Annotated in this window: 19 protein-coding genes; 7 read left to right on the top strand and 12 right to left on the bottom strand. The window is 70.9% G+C overall.

What is annotated here, in order from left to right; genetic code table 11:
- Positions 1–780: hypothetical protein (locus R6V09_RS22305; protein WP_317883199.1), on the bottom strand; the 780-nt coding region annotated here is incomplete at its 3' end.
- Entirely contained in the window at positions 777–1,127 is a 351-nt protein-coding gene (locus tag R6V09_RS22300; RefSeq protein WP_317883198.1) for a hypothetical protein, read from the bottom strand. The genes R6V09_RS22305 and R6V09_RS22300, both read right to left, overlap by 4 nt.
- A 164-nt stretch (positions 1,128–1,291) precedes the next feature.
- Between R6V09_RS22300 and R6V09_RS22295 the strand changes: the two genes are divergently transcribed.
- Complete coding sequence (locus R6V09_RS22295; protein WP_317883197.1) at positions 1,292–1,657, top strand: hypothetical protein; 366 nt, start codon at positions 1,292–1,294, stop codon at positions 1,655–1,657.
- A 170-nt stretch (positions 1,658–1,827) separates the two neighbouring features.
- Here the strand turns inward: R6V09_RS22295 and R6V09_RS22290 are convergent, their stop codons facing one another.
- Entirely contained in the window at positions 1,828–2,526 is a 699-nt protein-coding gene (locus R6V09_RS22290) for a ribonuclease H family protein (RefSeq protein WP_317883196.1), read from the bottom strand.
- Between the two features lie 118 nt (positions 2,527–2,644).
- Between R6V09_RS22290 and R6V09_RS22285 the strand changes: the two genes are divergently transcribed.
- Positions 2,645–3,577, top strand: coding sequence for an SDR family NAD(P)-dependent oxidoreductase (locus R6V09_RS22285; protein WP_317883195.1), 933 nt, complete (start codon positions 2,645–2,647; stop codon positions 3,575–3,577).
- 259 nt (positions 3,578–3,836) lie between these two features.
- Positions 3,837–5,048: a low temperature requirement protein A gene (locus R6V09_RS22280; protein WP_317883194.1), complete on the top strand. Its 1,212-nt coding sequence runs from the start codon at positions 3,837–3,839 to the stop codon at positions 5,046–5,048.
- A 13-nt stretch (positions 5,049–5,061) separates the two neighbouring features.
- Here R6V09_RS22280 and R6V09_RS22275 read toward each other — a convergent pair whose 3' ends face one another.
- Positions 5,062–5,529 (bottom strand): nuclear transport factor 2 family protein, encoded by a 468-nt coding sequence (locus R6V09_RS22275; protein WP_317883193.1) that lies wholly within the window; start codon positions 5,527–5,529, stop codon positions 5,062–5,064.
- A 57-nt stretch (positions 5,530–5,586) separates the two neighbouring features.
- On the opposite strand from R6V09_RS22275, the gene R6V09_RS22270 reads away from it, so the two are divergent.
- On the top strand, positions 5,587–6,201 hold the full coding sequence (locus R6V09_RS22270; RefSeq protein ID WP_317883192.1) for a TetR/AcrR family transcriptional regulator: 615 nt from the start codon (positions 5,587–5,589) through the stop codon (positions 6,199–6,201).
- Between the two features lie 16 nt (positions 6,202–6,217).
- Here R6V09_RS22270 and R6V09_RS22265 read toward each other — a convergent pair whose 3' ends face one another.
- Together R6V09_RS22265 and R6V09_RS22260 are read right to left on the bottom strand one after the other, a co-directional pair.
- On the bottom strand, positions 6,218–7,012 hold the full coding sequence (locus R6V09_RS22265; RefSeq protein ID WP_317883191.1) for a VOC family protein: 795 nt from the start codon (positions 7,010–7,012) through the stop codon (positions 6,218–6,220).
- A 221-nt stretch (positions 7,013–7,233) separates the two neighbouring features.
- Complete coding sequence (locus R6V09_RS22260) at positions 7,234–7,626, bottom strand: STAS domain-containing protein (RefSeq protein WP_317883190.1); 393 nt, start codon at positions 7,624–7,626, stop codon at positions 7,234–7,236.
- Positions 7,627–7,858: 232 nt separating this feature from the next.
- On the opposite strand from R6V09_RS22260, the gene R6V09_RS22255 reads away from it, so the two are divergent.
- From R6V09_RS22255 to R6V09_RS22245, 3 genes are all read left to right on the top strand, one after another.
- The gene (locus R6V09_RS22255; RefSeq protein ID WP_317883189.1) at positions 7,859–8,533 is read left to right on the top strand and encodes a response regulator transcription factor; all 675 of its coding nucleotides are present in this window, start codon (positions 7,859–7,861) and stop codon (positions 8,531–8,533) included.
- Positions 8,534–8,558: 25 nt separating this feature from the next.
- Entirely contained in the window at positions 8,559–10,223 is a 1,665-nt protein-coding gene (locus R6V09_RS22250; protein ID WP_317883188.1) for a hybrid sensor histidine kinase/response regulator, read from the top strand.
- A gap of 77 nt (positions 10,224–10,300) precedes the next feature.
- The gene (locus R6V09_RS22245; RefSeq protein ID WP_317883187.1) at positions 10,301–11,215 is read left to right on the top strand and encodes an SGNH/GDSL hydrolase family protein; all 915 of its coding nucleotides are present in this window, start codon (positions 10,301–10,303) and stop codon (positions 11,213–11,215) included.
- Here R6V09_RS22245 and R6V09_RS22240 read toward each other — a convergent pair.
- The 6 genes from R6V09_RS22240 to R6V09_RS22215 form a co-directional block, all read right to left on the bottom strand.
- Positions 11,169–11,861 carry a TetR/AcrR family transcriptional regulator gene (locus R6V09_RS22240; protein ID WP_317883186.1) on the bottom strand — a complete coding sequence of 231 codons (693 nt, stop codon included), beginning with the start codon at positions 11,859–11,861 and terminating at the stop codon, positions 11,169–11,171. The two genes, R6V09_RS22245 and R6V09_RS22240, sit on opposite strands and share 47 nt — an antisense overlap.
- A complete protein-coding gene (locus tag R6V09_RS22235) occupies positions 11,858–13,864 on the bottom strand; it encodes a CocE/NonD family hydrolase (protein WP_317883185.1) in 2,007 nt (668 codons plus the stop codon). The genes R6V09_RS22240 and R6V09_RS22235 overlap by 4 nt, the downstream gene beginning before the upstream one ends.
- A complete protein-coding gene (locus tag R6V09_RS22230) occupies positions 13,861–15,591 on the bottom strand; it encodes an ABC transporter ATP-binding protein (RefSeq protein ID WP_317883184.1) in 1,731 nt (576 codons plus the stop codon). Before R6V09_RS22230 ends, R6V09_RS22235 begins: the two co-directional genes overlap by 4 nt.
- Entirely contained in the window at positions 15,591–16,478 is an 888-nt protein-coding gene (locus R6V09_RS22225; RefSeq protein ID WP_317883183.1) for an ABC transporter permease, read from the bottom strand. The genes R6V09_RS22230 and R6V09_RS22225 overlap by 1 nt, the downstream gene beginning before the upstream one ends.
- Positions 16,475–17,431 (bottom strand): ABC transporter permease, encoded by a 957-nt coding sequence (locus tag R6V09_RS22220; RefSeq protein ID WP_317883182.1) that lies wholly within the window; start codon positions 17,429–17,431, stop codon positions 16,475–16,477. Before R6V09_RS22220 ends, R6V09_RS22225 begins: the two co-directional genes overlap by 4 nt.
- Positions 17,432–17,433: 2 nt before the next feature.
- A partial coding sequence (locus R6V09_RS22215) for an ABC transporter substrate-binding protein (protein WP_317883181.1) occupies positions 17,434–18,878 on the bottom strand: 1,445 nt, incomplete at its 5' end.

Here is an 18,878-nt window from a genome sequence, read left to right as displayed (position 1 = left end):
GGCGGAGGGCGCGGAGGACGGCGGGGCGAAGGGGGCGCCGCGGGCCGCCGTGCTGGGCCTGTTGTCCGACGAGGGTGTGTGCGGTTGGACGAGACCGCGGTCCAGCAGGTGCCGCAGGTCCATCATGACGGCGAAGAGACCTCGGCCGAGAGCGAAGGCGATGTCCCTCGCCGTGCCGCGTCCGTCCGCGTGGGCCAGGACCTCCCGGTGCCGGGCGGGGAGCCTGCCGGCGGTCCCGGGGAGACCCGCGTCGGACACCGACCGGACGCGGGTGCGGGCGAGGGCGGCGACCGAACCGGGTTCCCCGGCAAGCAGGTTGACCCGCCGGGACACCTCGCCGAGAAGTCGCTCGGGGGTGACGCCGACGTTGCGGTGGAGCGCCGGTACGGGTTCGGCGACCTCCCAGGCGTCGGGTACGGCGAGGGACAGCGCGAAGGCGGCGTCGAACAGCGCGCTCAGGCTGATGACTTCGAGCTCGCCGGCGCCGACGAGTCCGCGCTCCACGAGTTCGGCGGCGAGGTGTTCGTGGGTGGTGTCGGAGGCCCGGACCTCCGTCCACGCCTCCTCGCTGATCCGGCCCGATCTGAGCAGCAGGCCCTCGATGCCCGGTGCGCCGGGCGTCTCCATGGCCACCACCAGCCCGTCACGCACATGGATCGAGCCGCCCGGGGTGCCGGTGACGAGCACGGTGCAGGAACGCGCCCGGTCCCGAAGGGCCGACAACAGCGCGGGAACGTTGCGCGAGTCGGCGAGCGGCTCCTCGGTGCCGGCCTGCGTCATGCCAGCAACTCGTCGGCGTGCCGGTGCAGTTCGCGCAGCGCCCAGGTGAGGTTGGTGCGCTCGCGGTCGACGGTCGCGCACAGCAGCAAGGGGTCGCCCCGCCGCGGGAGTTGGAGCGTCACGAGATGGCGGGTGGAGGTGGTCACGATGACGTTCTCCAACTCCCCCGGCGCACCGGCCCGGTTGAGGCGGGTGCGGGCGATCTCCGCTATTTCGCAGGAATCCTGACTGCCACTCACATCACCCGACTCCGCGTAGGAGAGGCCTGTGACGGCATCGAGCAGCATGGCTCCGCTGATACCGGGCGCGGTCAGGGCACGGCCCAGTGCGGCGTCGAGTGATGACAAAGGCCCCCCCCTTCAGTCACTCAGACGAGCAGACTACTTTGTTTGCCAACTATCGCAACACTGACCAAAGATGGTGTTGTCTGTTACCCGCACGGTTCGCATTGAGGCCGTTTTCATGGCGAGATCCGTTGTCTTGCCGGGTCGTGAGGGAAACGAGGCACCACGTGAACATTGAGACGACACTCAAGGAAGCGATGACCATCGACGGGGCCCTGGGGGTGTCCCTTGTCGACTACGAGAGCGGCATGACGCTGGGGGCGTTGGGCGGTGGGCCGCATCTGGACCTGGAGGTCGCGGGGGCGGGCAACACCGAGGTCGTGCGGGCGAAGCAGCGCACGCTGAAGTCCATCAACGTGGATGACCGTATCGAGGACATCCTGATCACCCTCGGGAAGCAGTACCACCTGATCAGGCCGCTGGCGAGCTCGCGCGGTTCGCTCTTCCTGTATCTGGCGCTGGATCGGGAGCGCAGCAATCTGGCGCTGGCGAGGCACAACCTGAAGCGCCTTGAGGCGAGTTTGGAGATATGAACGCGTCGCGGCATATGACAATTGAGTAGTCGCGACCTCGGACGGTCTCGGCGCGGCCCTATCCGCCGAGACCGGTCCGGCCATTGAGTCCGACCTTTGCGATGCCGAATTCCCAGGCGACGCACAGCCGTTAATGCGGTGGCGGACGTAATTGTCTAGTCCATAAATGTCTAGTCCACTTTTTCGGTACGGCACTCCGGGTGGCCCCAGCCCTGGGCGTTCTTGCTGATGGGCTCGCCGACCGCGTAGGCGCGTCCGCACAGGCAGCGGCCGGGGAACTTCGCCTTGATGGTGCGGGAGGACGAACTCGCGCCCTTCCGGGCCGACTTGGCACCGGCCGGCCGGGCCGACTTCTTCGGGGTGTCGGGCGAGGGGGGCGGCTCCGGGGAACCGAGCTCGCTGCCCGCCGCCTCCTGGACGACGGCGGCCTGGCTGGCGGCGCGGTCGGCGAAGTCGTTCAGCGGGTCGCCGTCGACCTGGTGGGCGGGGACGTAGCGGAACTCGACCGAGCGGCCGTCGAGCAGCTCGTCGATGCGGACGACCAGTTCCTGGTTGGCGACGGGCTTGCCGCCGGAGGTCTTCCAGCCGTTGCGCTTCCAGCCGGGCAGCCAGGTGGTGACCGCCTTCATGGCGTACTGCGAGTCCATCCGGATCTCCAGCGGTACGTCCGGTGCGGTCGCCGTCAACAGGCGCTCCAGCGCGGTGAGTTCGGCGACGTTGTTGGTGGCCCTGCCGAGCGGTCCCGCCTCCCAGCGGGCCGGGCTCTCCTTGTCGTCCGAGACGACCCAGGCCCAGGCCGCGGGCCCGGGATTTCCCTTCGAAGCCCCGTCGCACGCGGCCACCACACGTTCACGCATGCGCCCGATCATGCCATGACCGCGCGACCGGCTCCGCGCCGCCCCGGACAGGCCAGACCGCTTCGAACAGGCGGTTCACATGGCGAGTGCTAATATACAGGTGTCAAATAACCCACCTTTGGGGTGCCAGATGTTCAGTGCGGACACAACCGCCGCCGAAGTGATCGACGGCGTCGACCTGCACGGCCGCCGGGCCGTGGTGACCGGGGCCAGTTCCGGGATCGGGGTGGAGACGGCCCGGGCGCTCGCCGCGGCGGGTGCCGATGTCACGCTGGCCGTGCGGAACACCGACGCGGGTGCCCGGGTGGCGGAGCGCCTGGAGAAGGAACTGCCGCCGGGGTCGGGGCAGTTGGCGGTGGGACGACTCGACCTCGCCGACCGGTCGACGATCTCCGCGTTCGTGGCGGCCTGGCAGGGCCCGTTGCACATCCTGGTCAACAACGCCGGAGTGATGGCCACGCCGGAGCTGACCCGCACGCCAGAGGGCCGGGAATGGCAGTTCGGTGTCAACCACCTGGGCCACTTCGCCCTCGCCACCGGCCTCCACCCGGCGCTCGCCGCGGCGGACGGCGCGCGGGTCATGTCGGTGAGTTCCATCGGCCACCTCTTCTCGCCGGTCGTCTTCGACGACCTGGACTACCGCTTCCGCCCCTACGACCCCTGGACCTCGTACGGGCAGTCGAAGACGGCCAACGCCCTGTTTGCCGTCGGTGCCGCCGAGCGCTGGGCCGACGACGGCATCACCGCGAACGCGCTGATGCCCGGCAACATCGCGGACACGTCCCTGGCCCGGCACATGGACATGGACCAGGTGGCCGCCTTCATGGCCTCCGGCGAACTCGCGCTGCCACCGCAGAAGACGGTGGAACAGGGCGCGGCGACCTCGGTACTGCTGGCCGCCTCACCGACCGTCGAGGGCGTCACCGGCGGCTACTTCGAGGACTGCGCCCGCTCCGAGCCGGTCACCCAGCGGGCCGGTGCCGTCGCCGGCGTCGCGCCGTACGCCCTGGACCGGGAGAACGCGGCCCGGCTGTGGACCGTATCCGAAGATCTCGGCCGCTAGGGCCTGTCCGGCGGATCAAGTCGCAGAAATCCAGCAGCGCCGGTGAGCGGGGCGTGGTGCGTGCAGCTGCAAGGCGGAGGAGGGCGGCGACGCGATGGGGGTCCCCCGCGCGAGGTTGTTCGAGCGTGGGGGAATCGGCGACCGACGACAACGCCGCTGGGGGTCCCCCCACGCCCTTAAGGCAGTGGGGGAGCGCGTGCCACGCCCCGCGTCTGCGGCATGATCCGCCGGAGAGGCCCTGGCCCTCTACGCTGCGCGCATGACCTCGCGACAAGAGCAGTGGGCCCGGCTGCGCCGTCAGTTGTGGCGGCCTCCGCGCCCCCACGGGGAGCAGCCCCGCGAGCGGGTGGTCGGGCCGCTCGAACTCTTCTACGACCTGGTCGTGGTCGTGCTGGTGGCCCAGGCCGCCCACCACTTGTCCGGGGAGCTCGACTGGCACGGCCTCGGCCTGTTCGCCGCGGTGTTCGCGCTGGTGTGGATCGGCTGGTTCAACGGCAGCCTCCACCACGAACTGCACGGGCACGAGGACGCCCGCGGCCGGAGCATGTTCCTGCTGCAGATCCTGGTGCTCGTCCCGCTGGGGGCGTTCATCCCCGAGGCGGGTGACGCGCGCGGAGCCGCGTTCGCCGTGGACGCGGGGGTCCTGTTCGCGGTCCTGGCGGTGTTGTGGCTGCTCGCCTCACGCAGTGACACCCCCGAGTTCCGGCGCCCCAGCATCCTGTTCGTGACGGGGACCGCCGCCTGCGCGGTCGTGCTGGCGGCGAGCGCCGCGCTGCCCGCCGACGCCCGCGTGCTGACGTGGGGTGTGCTGGCCGTCGTCTACCTCGCGGGGTTCGTGTTCGTGATCGCGAGGGCCATTCCGGCAGAGGTGGTCGCGCTCAGCGTGACCGACGCGATCGCCGAACGGTTCGGGTTGTTCATCATCATCGTGCTCGGCGAGAACGTGACCGGGGTGGTCGACGGACTGGCCCACGAGCCGACCAACGCGCTCACCCTCGCCGTCGGACTCGTCGCCGTCGTCGTCGGCTTCGGCGGCTGGTGGACCTACTTCGACTTCGCCGGACACCGGCTGCCGAGGCCCACGCGGGCGAGTGCCCTGCAGTGGATGATGATCCACCTGCCACTCACGGCCGCGGTGGCCGCCATGGGCGCCGCGATGGTGGGCCTGGTCGAGCACGCCCACGACAGCCGGACCCCGGCCGCCACGGCCTGGGTGCTCTGTGGGGGTACCGCCGTCGTGCTCTGCGCGACGATGGTGGTCGCGGCATCCCTGCGCGCCTGGAACGAGAACCTGGAGCTCTACCGGCCCCTGGCCCGCACCTGCGTCGCCATGGCCGTCCTGTGTCTGGGAGTGGGCGCCGCACGCCCCGCTCCCCTCGTCCTCGGCCTGCTGCTGGTCCTGCTGCTCGGCATCCCCTGGGGATACGCCGTGGCCAACCGCGTGGCACACGCGGAGGAGGTCGCCGCGTGACCCCGCACCCGTGTCAGGGCGTCGAGGGGCGGGTCTCGGTCCAGTCGACCATCAGCCGGCGCTCGGCGAAGTACCAGTCGCCGTCCTGCTTGGTGAACTCGTCGAGGTAGCGGATGGACGCGATCATGAGCGTGCGCTGCCCGGACTCGTCGACAGCGATGTGGTGGGCGATGCAGTAGCTCTCGCCGGTCGCCCTGTCGCCGTCCAGGGAGACGGTGCTCTGGCCGTTGAAGTGCGTGGTCGCCTGGTAGACGTTGAGGTTGTCGAAGACCGGGGCCAGGGACTCGCGCCCGTGCAGGGTCTGCGTCGGTTCGGCCGACTTGGCGTCCATGAACACCAGGAAGCGGGTGTCCTCGGTGAACAGGGCCATCTGTCCCTTGGCGTCCCGTCGGTCCGCGCAGTGCGCGTAGGAGTCGATCAGCTCGCGGATGGCCAGTCGGTCGGCGGCTTCCTGGGGGGAGATCGCGGTGTGCGAGGTCATGACCGTTCCTTTCGCCACACTATTTGACATGTGTATAAAATCACTCGTCATGGCAGAGTGCAACGTGTACCCCAGGAGGGCGGAGCGCTGAACCAGCGGATCGATCCACGTATCACCCGTACGACCCGTGCCTTCGAGGAGGCCATCGTCGACCTGGCCGGCCGACGGCCCGTCTCCCGGATCACCGTCGGTGAACTGGCCGACCGCGCCGGGGTCACCCGGGCCACGTTCTACAACCGCTACAGCTCCCCGCTGGACCTGCTCATCCAGGTGCTCTACGACGACCTGGAGCGCGGCCATCACCGCGAGGCCGAGTGCCGCGCGAAGGGCGAGTACTCGGCCCACGAACTGCTGCGCATGTCCACGGCAGAGGTCGGCGACCATGTCGAGCGGTACCTGGCCGTCTACCGGCACGCCCTCGACGACCCCGCCGACAGCGGCGTCTACGACGCGCTCGTGCGCCACTTCAGCGACTACGCCCTGACCTTCATGGCCGACGGCGACCACCCGGGGCTGCCCGACGCCAACCGTCGGATGATCGCGCAGTTCATGGCACACGGTTTCGCGGGAGCCATCAGGGCGTGGCTGAAGGACCCGTCCGTCACGAAGGACGACATGGTCGACGCGGCCGTCGCCTGCGCGCCCGCCTGGTGGGCGGCAGACGGCCGATGACGTACGACCTGCTCGCCTAGACGTCCGTCATCGACGGCATCTCTCCCTGCGTCGTGGTCATGTCGATCACCGAGAACGAGGCGCCCTGCGGGTCGCTCAGCGCCGCGAACCGCCCGAAGGGGCTGTCCATGGGACCGAAGCGGACGATGCCGCCGAGTTTGGTGGCTTTGGCGACGGCGTCGTCGCAGTTGTCGACGGCGAAGTAGACGTTGACGTACGACGGCACCTCGGGCGGGAACTCGTCGCCCATCTTCATCCGGCCGATGACCGTGTTCTCTCCGACGTTGTAGACGCGGTAGTCGACGGCTGCGTCGTCCATCTGCTTCCCCGCGTAGGAGAAGACCTCCGCGAAGAACCCGTCCGCCTTCTCCGGCTCGCGGGTGAAGACCTCGGCCCAGGCGTACGCGCCGGGTACGCCCGACGCCTCGAAGCCCTCGTGGGTGCCGCCCTGCCAGACGCCGAAGACTGCGCCGCTGGGTTCACTGGCCAGGCACATCGTGCCGAACTCGCCGACCTGCATCGGCTCCATCAGCACCGTGCCGCCGTTCTCCCGGATCTTCGCCGCGGTGGCCGCCGCATCCGGTGACGCGAGGTAGAGGCACCACTGCGACTGGCCCTCCTGGCCGGGCATCGGCGGTACGACGGCCGCCACGGCCTTTCCGTCGACGTAGGCCTGCGTGTAGTTGCCGTACTCCGACGACGACTCGCCGAAGGTCCAGCCGAGGACGTCGCCGTAGAAACTCTTGGCTCCCTCGACGTCGCTGAACATCGCGTCGGCCCAACAGGGGGTTCCCTCAGGTGGTACGGCCATGGCTGCGGCCCTCTCCGGTAGGTCGGGTTGTCCGAATTCTCACGCTAGTCACCCGGGGAGCGAGGCGCGCGTCGAACGCCGGAATCGTCGACTACCGCGCCTGCGCGGCGCGCACGCCGGGGTGCGGGCACGAAGCCGGCTGCCGCGCCGCGGCGGACGCCAGGCCTACCGCAGCGGCAGCTTCCACTATCTGCTGATCGCGGCCGAACGGGTCCGATGTCTCAGCGCCCGGCGATCCTGGAGGCCGCCTCCGGAAGGCCGGGCGCCGGATCGAGTACGTCCAGCGTGCCGTGCGCCCGCAACAGGCGCACGGTGCGCGGGGCGCACACCACGGCGAAGCCCGCCTCGTGCTCCCGCACCCGGCGGCGGAAACGCAGCACCAGATTGAGTCCGGTGGAGTCGATGAAGGTGGTGCGCCGCAGATCGACGACGTAGGCGGGCGCGCGCAGGGCGACCACGGAGTCCAGCCACTCGCGCAGCGGGGTAGCGGTCGCCAGATCGATGTCGCCGTGCAGGTCGACGACCAGCAGACCGTCCCGGGCGCCCAGCAGGGCGTGGTCGCCGGGTGCCGGCCAGGCCGGCGCGGTCACCGGCTCCAGGCTGTTCTCGTGCAAGGTGTTCCGTCCCCGTTCCGTGCCTGTCGCGCGCGGGCGCGCGTTCCGGCGCGGGTTCGTGCGGCGGCTTCGGCATCCCCGCACCGCACGAGCCCGCACCGGAACTCCCCCCGAGCGGCTCCCCCTTGAACCGTGGGTGCCTACTGTTCTACCTTCGCCACATGGTCGGGGCATCAACGCCCGCTCATCAGCGACACAACGAGCGGGCCGAGGTCGGGCCGGGTGATGCGGGATGCGTCCACACCTGGCACTGATCGAGGACGAACCCGATTTCGCACTGATGTGCCGTTCCTACCTGGAGCACGAGGGATTCACCGTCACCTGGGCCATGGACGCCCGCGCCGGCAAGTCCGTGCTCCATGAGAGCCGCGTCGATCTCGCCGTACTCGATCTGGGACTGCCGGACGGCAGCGGTCTGGAACTGCTGCGGGCACTCCGCTCCACCAGCCGGCTTCCGGTCATCGTGGTCACCGGGCGGGGCGCGGAGGCCGACCGGGTCGCGGGCCTGGAGATCGGCGCCGACGACTACCTCGTCAAGCCCTTCTCCCAGCGGGAGTTGGTGGCCCGGATCAGGGCGGTACTGCGCAGGTCGCAGCCACCGGAGACCCCGGCGGTGATCCAGGTCGGCGCGCTGCGGATCGACACGGCCGCCCGCCAGGCGTCCGCCGACGGCGTCCTCCTGACCCTGCGGCCCAAGGAGTACGCCCTGCTGGAGATGCTCGGCGAGGCGCCCGGCCGGGTCTTCTCCACCGAGCAGGTGCTGGAGCGGATCTGGGGCGCGGCCTGGCAGCAGCCCGCGACCGTGATCGAGCACGTGTACCGCCTGCGCGGCAAGCTCGCGGCGCTCCCCGCGCCCGCACCCCGGATCACCACGGTCCGCGGCTACGGCTACCGCCTCGACCCCTGACACCCCGAGACCTCTGAGAGCCGCCATGCCTCCCCTCGCCGCCCCGGACTTCCGGCTGCTCTTCGACTCGTCGCTGTCCCCGCTGCTGGTGCTCGGCCCCGACTTCACCATCGTCGAGGTCAACCGCGCGTATCTCGCGGCCACCCGTACGGAGCGCACGATCGTCGGGCGGCGGATCTTCGACGTCTTCCCCGACAACCCGGACGACCCCTCGGCCGACGGGGTCGCCAATCTGCGCCGCTCGTTGGAGTCGGTGGTGGCCACCGGCCGCAAGGACATCATGGCCTTGCAGCGCTACGACATCCCGACCGGCGAGGCGGGCGGTTTCGCCGAGCGGTACTGGAGTCCCGTCAACTCCCCTGTCCTGGACGCCGAAGGACGGGTCACCCACATCATCCACCGGGTGGAGGACGTCACGGACTTCGTGCATCTGCGCCGGGTCGGCCGGGAGCAGGAGCGGGCCGCCGCCGAGGCGCAGATGCGGGCCGAGGGCATGGAGATCGACCTGTTCGTCCGAGCCCGGGAGATCCGCGAGGTCAACGAGCAGCTGAGCCGCGCCAATGCCGAACTCGACGCGGCTGGACGGCAGTTGAGGGAGGAGCAGCGGGCCAAGGACCGGTTCATCGCGACGCTCTCGCACGAGCTGCGCAACCCGCTCGCCGCCGCCTGCGCGGCCGTCGAACTGCTCGCGCTGGACCTGCCGGACGGCGGCCGTCCCGCGCTGGCCGTCCTGGAGCGGCAGTTGGGCACGCTGGTGCGGATGAGCAACGATCTCCTGGACGGGACACGGGCGTTGACCGGCCGCCTTGAGCTGGTGTCCGAGCGGGTCGACGTGCGGTCCGTGGTCGAGGGCGCCTGCGCCGACATCCGGAGCCTGTTCGGGCACGGGGAGCGCGTGCTCCAAGTCACCTTGCCCGACAGGCCCGTTGTGATCGACGGGGACCGGCTGCGGCTGGCGCAGGTGCTGACGAACCTGCTGTCGAACGCGCTCAAGTACACCCCGCCCGGCGGCCGTACGGAGGTCCGGCTCACGGTCGAGGACCAACAGGCCCGGCTGACCGTGCGGGACGACGGCATAGGCTTCCAACCCGCCCGGGCGGAAGACCTGTTCGGGGTGTTCGTGCGGGTGGCCCCGGCGGGCCCCAACACACCCGAGGGGCTCGGTCTGGGACTCGCGGTCGCCCGGACGGTGGTCGAGCTGCACGGCGGCCGGATCGGCGCCGACAGCGAAGGGCCGGGGAAGGGAGCGACGTTCACGGTGCTCCTGCCGCGGGCCGACCAGGCGGCTCCGGAACCGGTACGACCGTCCGCGCCCCCTCACTCACCGCGCCGGCTGGCCATCCTGATCGTGGAGGACAACACCGACCTCGCCGCGACCTACCGCACCCTCCTGGAACGCCAGGGCCACCAGGTCACCGCCGTGCACACCGGCGCCGACGCGCTCACGGCGACCGAGTCCGACGTCTTCGACGTGGTGCTGTGCGACCTGGGCCTGCCCGACACCGACGGCTACACGGTGGCCCGTACGGTACGCGCCCGGCCGCACGGTGACCGGCCGCGCCTGATCGCGGTCTCCGGCTTCAGCCAGGGCATCGACCGCTCGCTGTCCCGGACGGCCGGCTTCGACGCCCATCTCGCCAAGCCGCTCCCGCTGACCGATCTGTTCGACCTGCTGGAACGCCTGGAGTAGCCGGGCGTCTTCCCCCTTCGCCCCGGCTGTGCTTGCCTGGGGAGCCGTTTTCCGGTGCCCGGGGCGGGAGTCGCCGTATGCGGAAGCCGTGGATCGTGGGTGTGCTGCTGGCCGGAGTGCTGCTCGGCGCGTGCACGGACCCGGCGTCCGGACCCCAGGCCGCGCCACCCGTCCCTTCCGTGCCGGCCGCCACCACCCGGCAGCAGCCGTCGGTTTGGCCGAGCGCCCAGGTGAAGTCGGCGCCCGGTGTGCTGTATCTGGGGGACTCCCTCGCGATGGAGAGTCAGCGGGTGCTCGGGCAGGAACTCCGCGGCACGCTGGACGCGACGTACACGAGTGCCCCGTACTCGGGGACCACGCTGTGCGACTACCTGGAGGGCACCGGGGCGAGTTCGCTGGTGCCGGACGGTGACAAGGCGGCGGCGCTGGTGCGCGCGCTGCACCCGGACTTCGTGGTGCTGCAGTTCTGGGGCAACGCGTGGGGCTACACGCCCTGTATGGACGGGATCACCTACGACGCCGACCGGCAGACCTATCTGAAGCGGTACGCGGCCGACCTCAGGAAGCTCATCGCGCAGATCGCGACCGCCGGGGGCGACCAACGGCCCACCGTCGTCTGGGTGTTGCAGGGCCCCGACCCGATCACCCCCGAACGCGTCCGGGCGGTGAACGCGCTCTACGAGACGTCGGCCGGGTCCGCGGGTGACGTCGTCGCCGACGCCGGCCGGACCGTGAGCCCGGCCGGCGCCCGCTACACCTGGACCCAGTACCTCCCGTGCACCGCCTACGAACGCGCCCACCCCGACTACTGCACCCAGCCGGGCAACGGCCGTACGGCCCTGCACCGGGACGACGACTACCTGCACTTCTGCCTGGCGCCGACGACATCGACGCCCCGGCCGTGTCCGGTCCGCTCCCCCGGCATCCTGCGCATCGCCCGGGAGATCACCCGGGTGATCGGCGACCGAGCTCGGTCTCGATCAGCCGGTTGAGGTGCCTGCGGGCGTCCTCGGTGCTCAACGGGGGTGCCTGGCGCAGTCGTTGCAGGGCGAGGCCGTCGGCGAGGGCGGCGAAGCGGACCGTGAAGCCGTCGAGGTCGTCGGAGCCGAACTCGCCGTCGGCGACGCCCCGTTCGGCCAGGGCGCGGATCTGCTGGTGCCAGCTCTCGTAGCGCCGGGCCTGGCCGCCGCTGAAGGCCTCGTCGGTGCCCTGCTCGCCCGCGTTCCAGTAGTCGAACCACATCCGCCAGTGCCGGTCGGTGTCCTCGGTGAACAGCGCGTCGACCAGCAGCCGCAACGCCTCCGCACCGCTGGTCGCCTGCTCGGCGGCCTCGTCCAACTCGGCGTAGTAGCGCTCGATGTGCAGGACCATCGCCTCGGAGAGGATCTCCTGCACACTGCCGAAGTGGTAGGTGACGGTACCGACGGAGACTCCGGCGGCGGCTGCCACGTCCCGCACGCCGACCGAGGCGTAGCCGCGTTCCGCTATCAGCGGGACGGCCGCCTCGACGATGAGCCGGCGGCGCACCTCGGTGGGCTGCCTGGTGCGGTCGGCGGCGGCGACGGCCCGGCGCGGGGACTTCGGGGACTTCTCGACCTGCGGAGGCTTGGCGGCCTGCGAGGGCTTGGCGGCCGTCATCCCGACGTCCTCGGGGTGGTGCGGTGCCATGCTCGCTCGGCCACTGTCTCTCCGTTCGCCCGTGCTTCGACGCGACTGTCCATGACGAAGTCCGCGGCCGTGGCGCGCAGCTCCGTCCGCGCCATGATCTCAGCGTCGTGGCCGTCCCCGCGCCGCAACCGGATGCGCCACTCCGACACGGCGTGCGCGGACAGCGGGTCGTCACCGCGGATGCGGTACGTCTCCCGCGCGCTCTCCTCGTAGCGCAGCCCGTCCGGATACGTCCGTGATCCCCCGTAGTTGGGGTCGACCTCCAGCGTCCACTCCCCCTTGGCCACGTCGTGGGTGACCAGCCGTTCGGGGGTCGGCTCGGCGGGCCGGTCGTAGGTCACGTCGAGCGGGGTAGCCTGCTCGGGCTCCTCGAAGCGGATCGTCGGCTCGTCCCCTGCCTCCCGCAGCGGCAGCAGTACGGCGCTCTCGGCCGGTACGACCCGGAGTTCGCCGCGCTCGCCGTGCGGCCACACCCACGGCCAGTAGGTGTCGGAGACGGCGACCCTGATCCGATGCCCGGGCGGGATCGCGTAGCCGATGCCGGTCAGCTCGAACTCGACGTCCTCGTAGGTCCCCGGTGTCCACTCGACGGCCCGGTCCCGGCCGTGTCTGCTCAGCAGGTTGAGCACGCCACGGGTGACGAGGGTGGACGAGCCGTCGGGGGCCACGTCGCACAGGCGGGCGATGACGTGGGCGCGCGGGGTGGCGCTGTCGAGGCGGAGCCGGACGCGCGGGCGGCCGAGGATCTCGACGCGTTCGGTGAGCGGTTCGGAGTCGAAGCACACCGAACGGCCGTCCTCCTCGCGCTGGTCCGGCGGCAGGTCGCTCGCGTTCCCGAAGGGGAAGAAGCGCCCGGCGTCGAGGCCGGTGTGCTGCGGGGAGCGCACGAGGACGGGGTCACCGCTCGCGCCGAGCGGTCGCGAGTCCCAACTGACCGTGGGGCTCGGCCACTTGGCGTCGCCCACCCAACGGCCGGGCAGCACGTCGTACGACGTCGCCGGCGGGACCGGGTCGGTGATCCAGGCCCGCAGCAGGGGCTCCCCCATCGCTCCCGTGTCGATGCCCTTGAGGTGCTGGTCCCACCAGCGCAGGGTCTCCTGGAGGAAGCCGATCGCGGGGCCGGGCGGCAGGCCGCGGTCGGGGTACTGGTGCGACCAGGGGCCGACGATGCCCCGGACGCGATCCCCGGGCAGGTGCTCGACGAGCCGCAGCACGGTGTCCCGGTACGGGTCGTTCCAGCCGCCGACCGCGAGGACGGCCGCGTCGATCGCGGTGTAGTCCTCGCAGACGCTGCCGTGCTTCCAGTAGTCGTCGCGCTGTTGATGATCGAGCCAGGTGTGCAGGAAGGGTTCGAGGGCGTCGAGGCGTTCGCGCCACATCGGCAGCCAGCGGTCCGCGCCCACGTTCGCCGGGTCCGGCGGGCGGGCGGCGAAGGCGAGCATGGTGCCGGCCCAGGCGAGCATGTCGATGCCTAGGACGGCGCCGCCCATGTAGTGGACGTCGTTGTCGTAGCGGTCGTCGGTGGAGCAGACGGTGACGATCGCCTTCAACGGCTTCGGCGCGAGGGCGGCGATCTGGAGGGAGTTGAAGCCGCCCCAAGAGATGCCGAACATACCGACCTTGCCGGTGCACCAGGCCTGTGCGGCAAGCCAGTTGACGACGTCGACGCCGTCCGCGAGTTCCTGCGCGTCGTACTCGTCGCCGGGCAGGCCCTCGCTGTCGCCGTGGCCGCGGATGTCGACGCGGACGGAGGCGTAACCGTGTCCGGCGTACCAGGGGTGACGTTGGGCGTCGCGGGGCGCGGTCCAGTCGGTCTTGCGGTACGGGAGGTATTCGAGCAGCGCGGGTACGGGGTCAGAGTCGGCGTCGACCGGCCGCCAGATACGGGCGTGCAACCGGGTCCTTCCGTCCCGGGTGGGGATCCAGACGTCCTCACGGACCACCTGGCGGTCGAACTGCTCGCGGTACTTCACAAAGCTCCTTCTGCCACGGGGGCGTTGAGGGGGCGCCAGCGTCGGACGCGATGGCCGTCGGTGCCGTGGTCGGTCCAGATGTCGTCCCCCTCCGCCGCGTCGGCCCAGTCGGCGGTGTCGTCGACGTAGGGCAGCGCGTCGGGGTCGGGTTCGAGGGCGGCGGCCATCAGCTGGCGGGTGTAGGGGTGTTGGGGGTCGGCGAAGACCGTCTCCGTCGGGCCCTCCTCCACGACGACTCCGTGGCGCAGGACGACGACCCGGTCGGCGATGCCCCGTACGACGGCCAGGTCGTGGCTGATGAACAGGCAGGCCAGGTCGCGTTCGCGGCGCAGGTCGTCGAGGAGGCGGAGCACATCGGCCTGGACGGAGACGTCGAGGGCGGTGGTGATCTCGTCGGCGATGAGGACGTCCGGCTCACCCGCCAACGCCCTTGCGATACCGATGCGTTGACGCTGGCCGCCGGAGAGCTGGGCGGGCAGGCGGTCCGCGAGGGCCGGGTCGAGGCGTACGTCGGCGATGAGTTGACGGGCCCGCTCCGTCGCCTCCGTGCGGTCTGCCGCCGTGCCGAAGAAGCGCAGGGGGTGACGGACCGCGTCGCCCACCGAGCGGCGGGGGTTGAGTGAGGTGTCCGCGTTCTGGAAGACGAGCTGCACGCGGCGCCGCAGGGACAGCGGGCGTTGCTGCGCCGGCCGGGCCAGGTCGCCGTCCTCGTGTCGCATCGTGCCGCCGGACGGGGTGCGCAGCCCGGCCAGGCTCCAGGCGAGGGTGGACTTGCCGCTGCCCGACTCGCCCACGAGGGCGAGGACTTCGCCACGCCGGACGTCGAAGGAGACGCCGTGCACGGCACGGGTGCTGCCGTAGTCGATGGTGATGTCCTGCGCGGACACGGCGACGGGTGCGTCGTCGGGGACCTCGGCCCGGGGCCTGACCTCCCGCTCCCCCGCCTCGCCGACGACCGCGAGCCCTGCGTCGTCGAGGCGCGGCACACTCGCCAACAGGCGCTTGGTGTACGGGTCCTGGGGCTGGGCGAAGAGCTGCCGGATGGACGCCGATTCCACCACCCGGCCCGACCTCAGGACGGTCACCTCGTCGGCCATGTGCGCGACGACCCCGAGGTCGTGGCTCACCAGCACGGCGGCCAGGCCGAGTTCGTCGCGCAGGGCGGCGATCAGGTCGAGGACGCTGCGCTGGGTGATGACGTCCAGGCCGGTGGTCGGTTCGTCGAGGACCAGGACCTTGGGGCGGGCCGCGATGGCCATCGCGATGGCGACGCGTTGCTGCTGGCCGCCGGAGAGCTCGTGCGGATAGCGCCGGGCCAGGTCGGCGGGGTGCGGCAGCCGGACCTGTTCGAGGAGTTCCACGACGGGGACCTCCCCGCCGGCCTCCGCGATCTGCCGGCCGATGCGCATGGAGGGGGTGAGGGCGTGGCCGGCGTTCTGGCCGACCATCGCGACCGTGCCGCCGCGCAGCTGCCGCAACTCCCGTGCGGGCAGGGCGAATACATCGGCGCCGGCCACCTCGACGGACCCGCCGGTGATCCGCGACCCGTGTCGCAGATGCCCGAGCAGGGTCGCGGCGACGGTCGACTTGCCGCTGCCGGACTCGCCGACGAGCGCGTGGGTCTGCCCCTCGGCGACGTCCAGGGACACCTCGTGCACGACGGGCACGTCACGGCCGCCCGAACGGTAGGCCACGGACAGGGAGTTGACGGAAATGATCGAGGCCATCAGGAGCCCTCCCTGATCCGGTCGACGCCCCACGCCTTGGACAGGCCGTCGGCCGCGAGGTTGAGCCCGACCACGAGGGTGGCCAGGGCGATGATGGGCGCGATGCTCGCCATCGGGACGACGGTGATGGCGGTGCGGTTCTCGGCAACCATCAGTCCCCAGTCGGGAGTCGGCGGGTCGGCGCCGAAGCCGAGGAAGGACAGCGAGGAGATCAGCAGGACGACCCAGGAGGCCCGCATCGCGAACTCCACGCACACCACGTCCGTGATGTTCGGCAGGATCTCCCGGCGCAGGATCGACCAGGTGCTCTCACCGCGGGCGCGGGCCGCGGTGACGTAGTCGGCGGGGACGACCGCGAGGGCGGCGCCGCGTACGACGCGGACGACCTGCGGGACGTAGGTGACCGCGACGGCGAGGACGATGACCGACGGGCCGGTGCCGAGGGCGGTCACTACGACGAGCAGTGCGAGGACCGAGGGGATGGACAGGATCGCGTCCAGGACCCGGCCCAGTACGTCGTCGAACCAGCCGCCGCGCAGTGCCGCCGCACATCCGATGACCGTGCCGAGGGCGACGGTGATCAGGGTCGCGGTGACGGAGATGCCGAGCGCGTACCGGCCGCCGTAGAGGACGCGGGCGAGGACGTCCCGGCCGTACTGGTCGGTTCCGGCCCAGTGGCTCCAACTCGACCCGAGGAGGGCGTGGTTGGCGTCGTTGGCGATCGGGTCGTAGGAGGTGAGGAGGGGTGCGAGCAGCGCGATCAGGACGTGTACGGCGACGATCGCGAGGCCGACGAGTGCCGTGCGGGAACTGCTCACGGTGCGCCAGGCGCGGACGGTGCGGGCGCCTCGTACGGTGGTCGGCGGGACGGTGTCGAGCGTGGTCATCGGGTCCTCCCTCGGGTGCGGAGCCTCGGGTTGAGGGCCATGGTGGCGAGGTCGGCCGCGAGGTTGCAGACGACGTAGACGACCGCGCTGATGAGGGCGATGGCCTGGATGGTGGGCAGGTCGCGGTTCTGCACCGAGGAGAGCATCAGCTTGCCGATGCCCGGGTAGTTGAAGACGTTCTCGACCACCGCGACCCCGCCGACCAGCCAGGCGACGTTGAGCGCGATGACGTGCAGCGTGGGCAACAGGGCGCTCGGCAGGGCGTGTCGAGTGACGACCCGCCAGGTGGACAGGCCCTTGAGGCGAGCTGTCGTGACGTACTCGGTGGCCATAACGTCGATGACCGAGGTACGGGCCATGCGGACGATGTACGCGGCCATCACCACTGCAAGGGCGAGGGCGGGAAGCCATACGGCGGGCAGGAGTTGGGAGACGCTGGCGTCGGGGCCGTAGAGGACGACCGCGGGGAACCACGGGAGTGCGACCGAGAAGCACAGGACGAGGACGGTCGCGACGACGAACTCGGGGACGCTCATGCCGACGAGGCTGACGGTGGAGATGACGTGGTCGGGCCAGCGGTCGCGGTACAGGCCGGCGAGGATGCCGAGGACGATCGATCCGGTGACCGCGAAGAGGACTGTGACGAGGGCGATCAGCGCGGAGTTGGCGAGATACATGGACACTTCGCCGCCGACGGCCTTGCCGGAGACGAGGGAGGTGCCGAAGTCGCCGTGGAGGGCGCCCCGGACCCAGTCCCAGTACCGCTCCCAGGCCGGCCGGTCGAGCTTCAGCTTCTCGCGCAGGGCGGCCACCGCGTCCGGGGTCGCGTCCTTGCCGAGGATCTGCGTGGCGACATCGCCGGGCAGGGCCTGGACGGCGAGGAAGACGAGGACGGAGGAGAGGAAGAGGGTGCCAACGGCCGCCGCGATACGGCGGGTTATGAAGGAGAGCATGGTCAGGCTCCCTTCAGGCCGATGCCCAGGTAGTCGAACTCGAAGCCGTGCTCGGCGTATCCGCGTACTTTGCGGGAGATGCCGACGAGCCGGTCGGCGAACATCGGGGTCATCGCCCCGCCTCTCTCGATCACCAACGTCTGTGCCTCGCCGTAGAGTTCGCGCCGCTTGGTGTCGTCGAGCTCGGCGCGCGCCCGGTCGAGCACCGCGTCGAATTCCTTGTCGGACCAGGCGGTCTCGTTGTAGGAGGAGCCGCTGCGGAAGATCTGGGTGAAGAGCTGGTCGACGGGCCGGCCCGTGAACCAGTAGGTGGCCATCAGCGGCTTCTTCATCCAGATCTGCGTGTAGTAGGAGTCCGCGGAGGCCGTCTTGACCTTGATCCGGATGCCGGCCCGTTTCGCCGAGTCCTGGTAGGCGAGCGCCATCGGCGTGAACAGCGGGTCGTAGGCGGAGGTGTAGAGGTCCATGGCCAGGCCCTCGTGGCCCGCCTGCTTGAGCAGGTACTTCGCCTTTTCCGGGTCGTGCTTCGGGTGCGCGGAGATGTGTGCGGGGTCGCTCGGCGGTACGGGGTTGTCCCAGCCGGCGGTGCCCGCGCCCTGGAGGGCTACCTGCACGACGTGCTCGGGGTCGTAGGCGAGCTTCATCGCCTGGCGGACGCGGACGTCGGTGAAGGGCTTCTCGGTGGTGAGCATCGGGAGGACGTACCACTGGGCGTTCTTCACGCGGGCGATGGTGGCGCGGTCGGAGGCGGCGACCACGCGGGCCGTCGCGAAGTCGAGGTTGGTCTGGGAGAGCAGGTCGACTTGCCCTGCGAGCAAGGCGTTTGAGCGGGCCGACATGTCGGCGACCGAGTAGAAGGCGATCGCGTCGAGGACGGGGCGGCCCGCCCAGTGGTCCGTGTACGCGGTGATGCGGCCGGGGCCCGCCGGTGCGAACGACTCCAGCTTGAAGGGGCCGGTGCCGATGCCGGTGCGGCCGACGGACTTCGCGCTGCCGTCGGGGATGACGTAGCAGTTGTAGTGCGTCAGCAGGCTGGGGAACTCGGCGTTCGGGCTCTTCAGCGGGACGACCAGGGTGTGGGCGTCGGGCGTGCCCAGCTTCGCCGGGTCGATGAGCGGGGCGAGGACCGCGGCCTGCGGGGACGCCGTCGCCTTGTCGAGGATGTGGCGCAGGGTGTAGGCGGCGTCGGCGGAGGTGAAGGCGCGGCCGTTGTGGAAGGTGACGCCCTCGCGGAGGCGGAAGGTCCAGGTGCTGGCCTTGGCGTCGGGCTCCCAGGACTCGGCGAGGTCGGGGGCCAGCTCGCCGTTCGTGCCGATGCGGACGAGCCGGTTGTAGAGGGCGCCCAGGTATTCGTACGCGGACAGGGAGCTCGCGGGGTCGAGGGTCTCGGCGTCGGAGGCGGGCGGCCGGGCGATGCGCAGGGTGCCGCCGCGGTCCGGGGCGCCCT

This window comes from Streptomyces sp. W16 (genome assembly GCF_033194735.1).
GTDB lineage: Bacteria > Actinomycetota > Actinomycetes > Streptomycetales > Streptomycetaceae > Streptomyces.
Note: the sequence above shows the minus strand (reverse complement) of the source record. Positions and strands in the feature narration are given on the sequence as shown.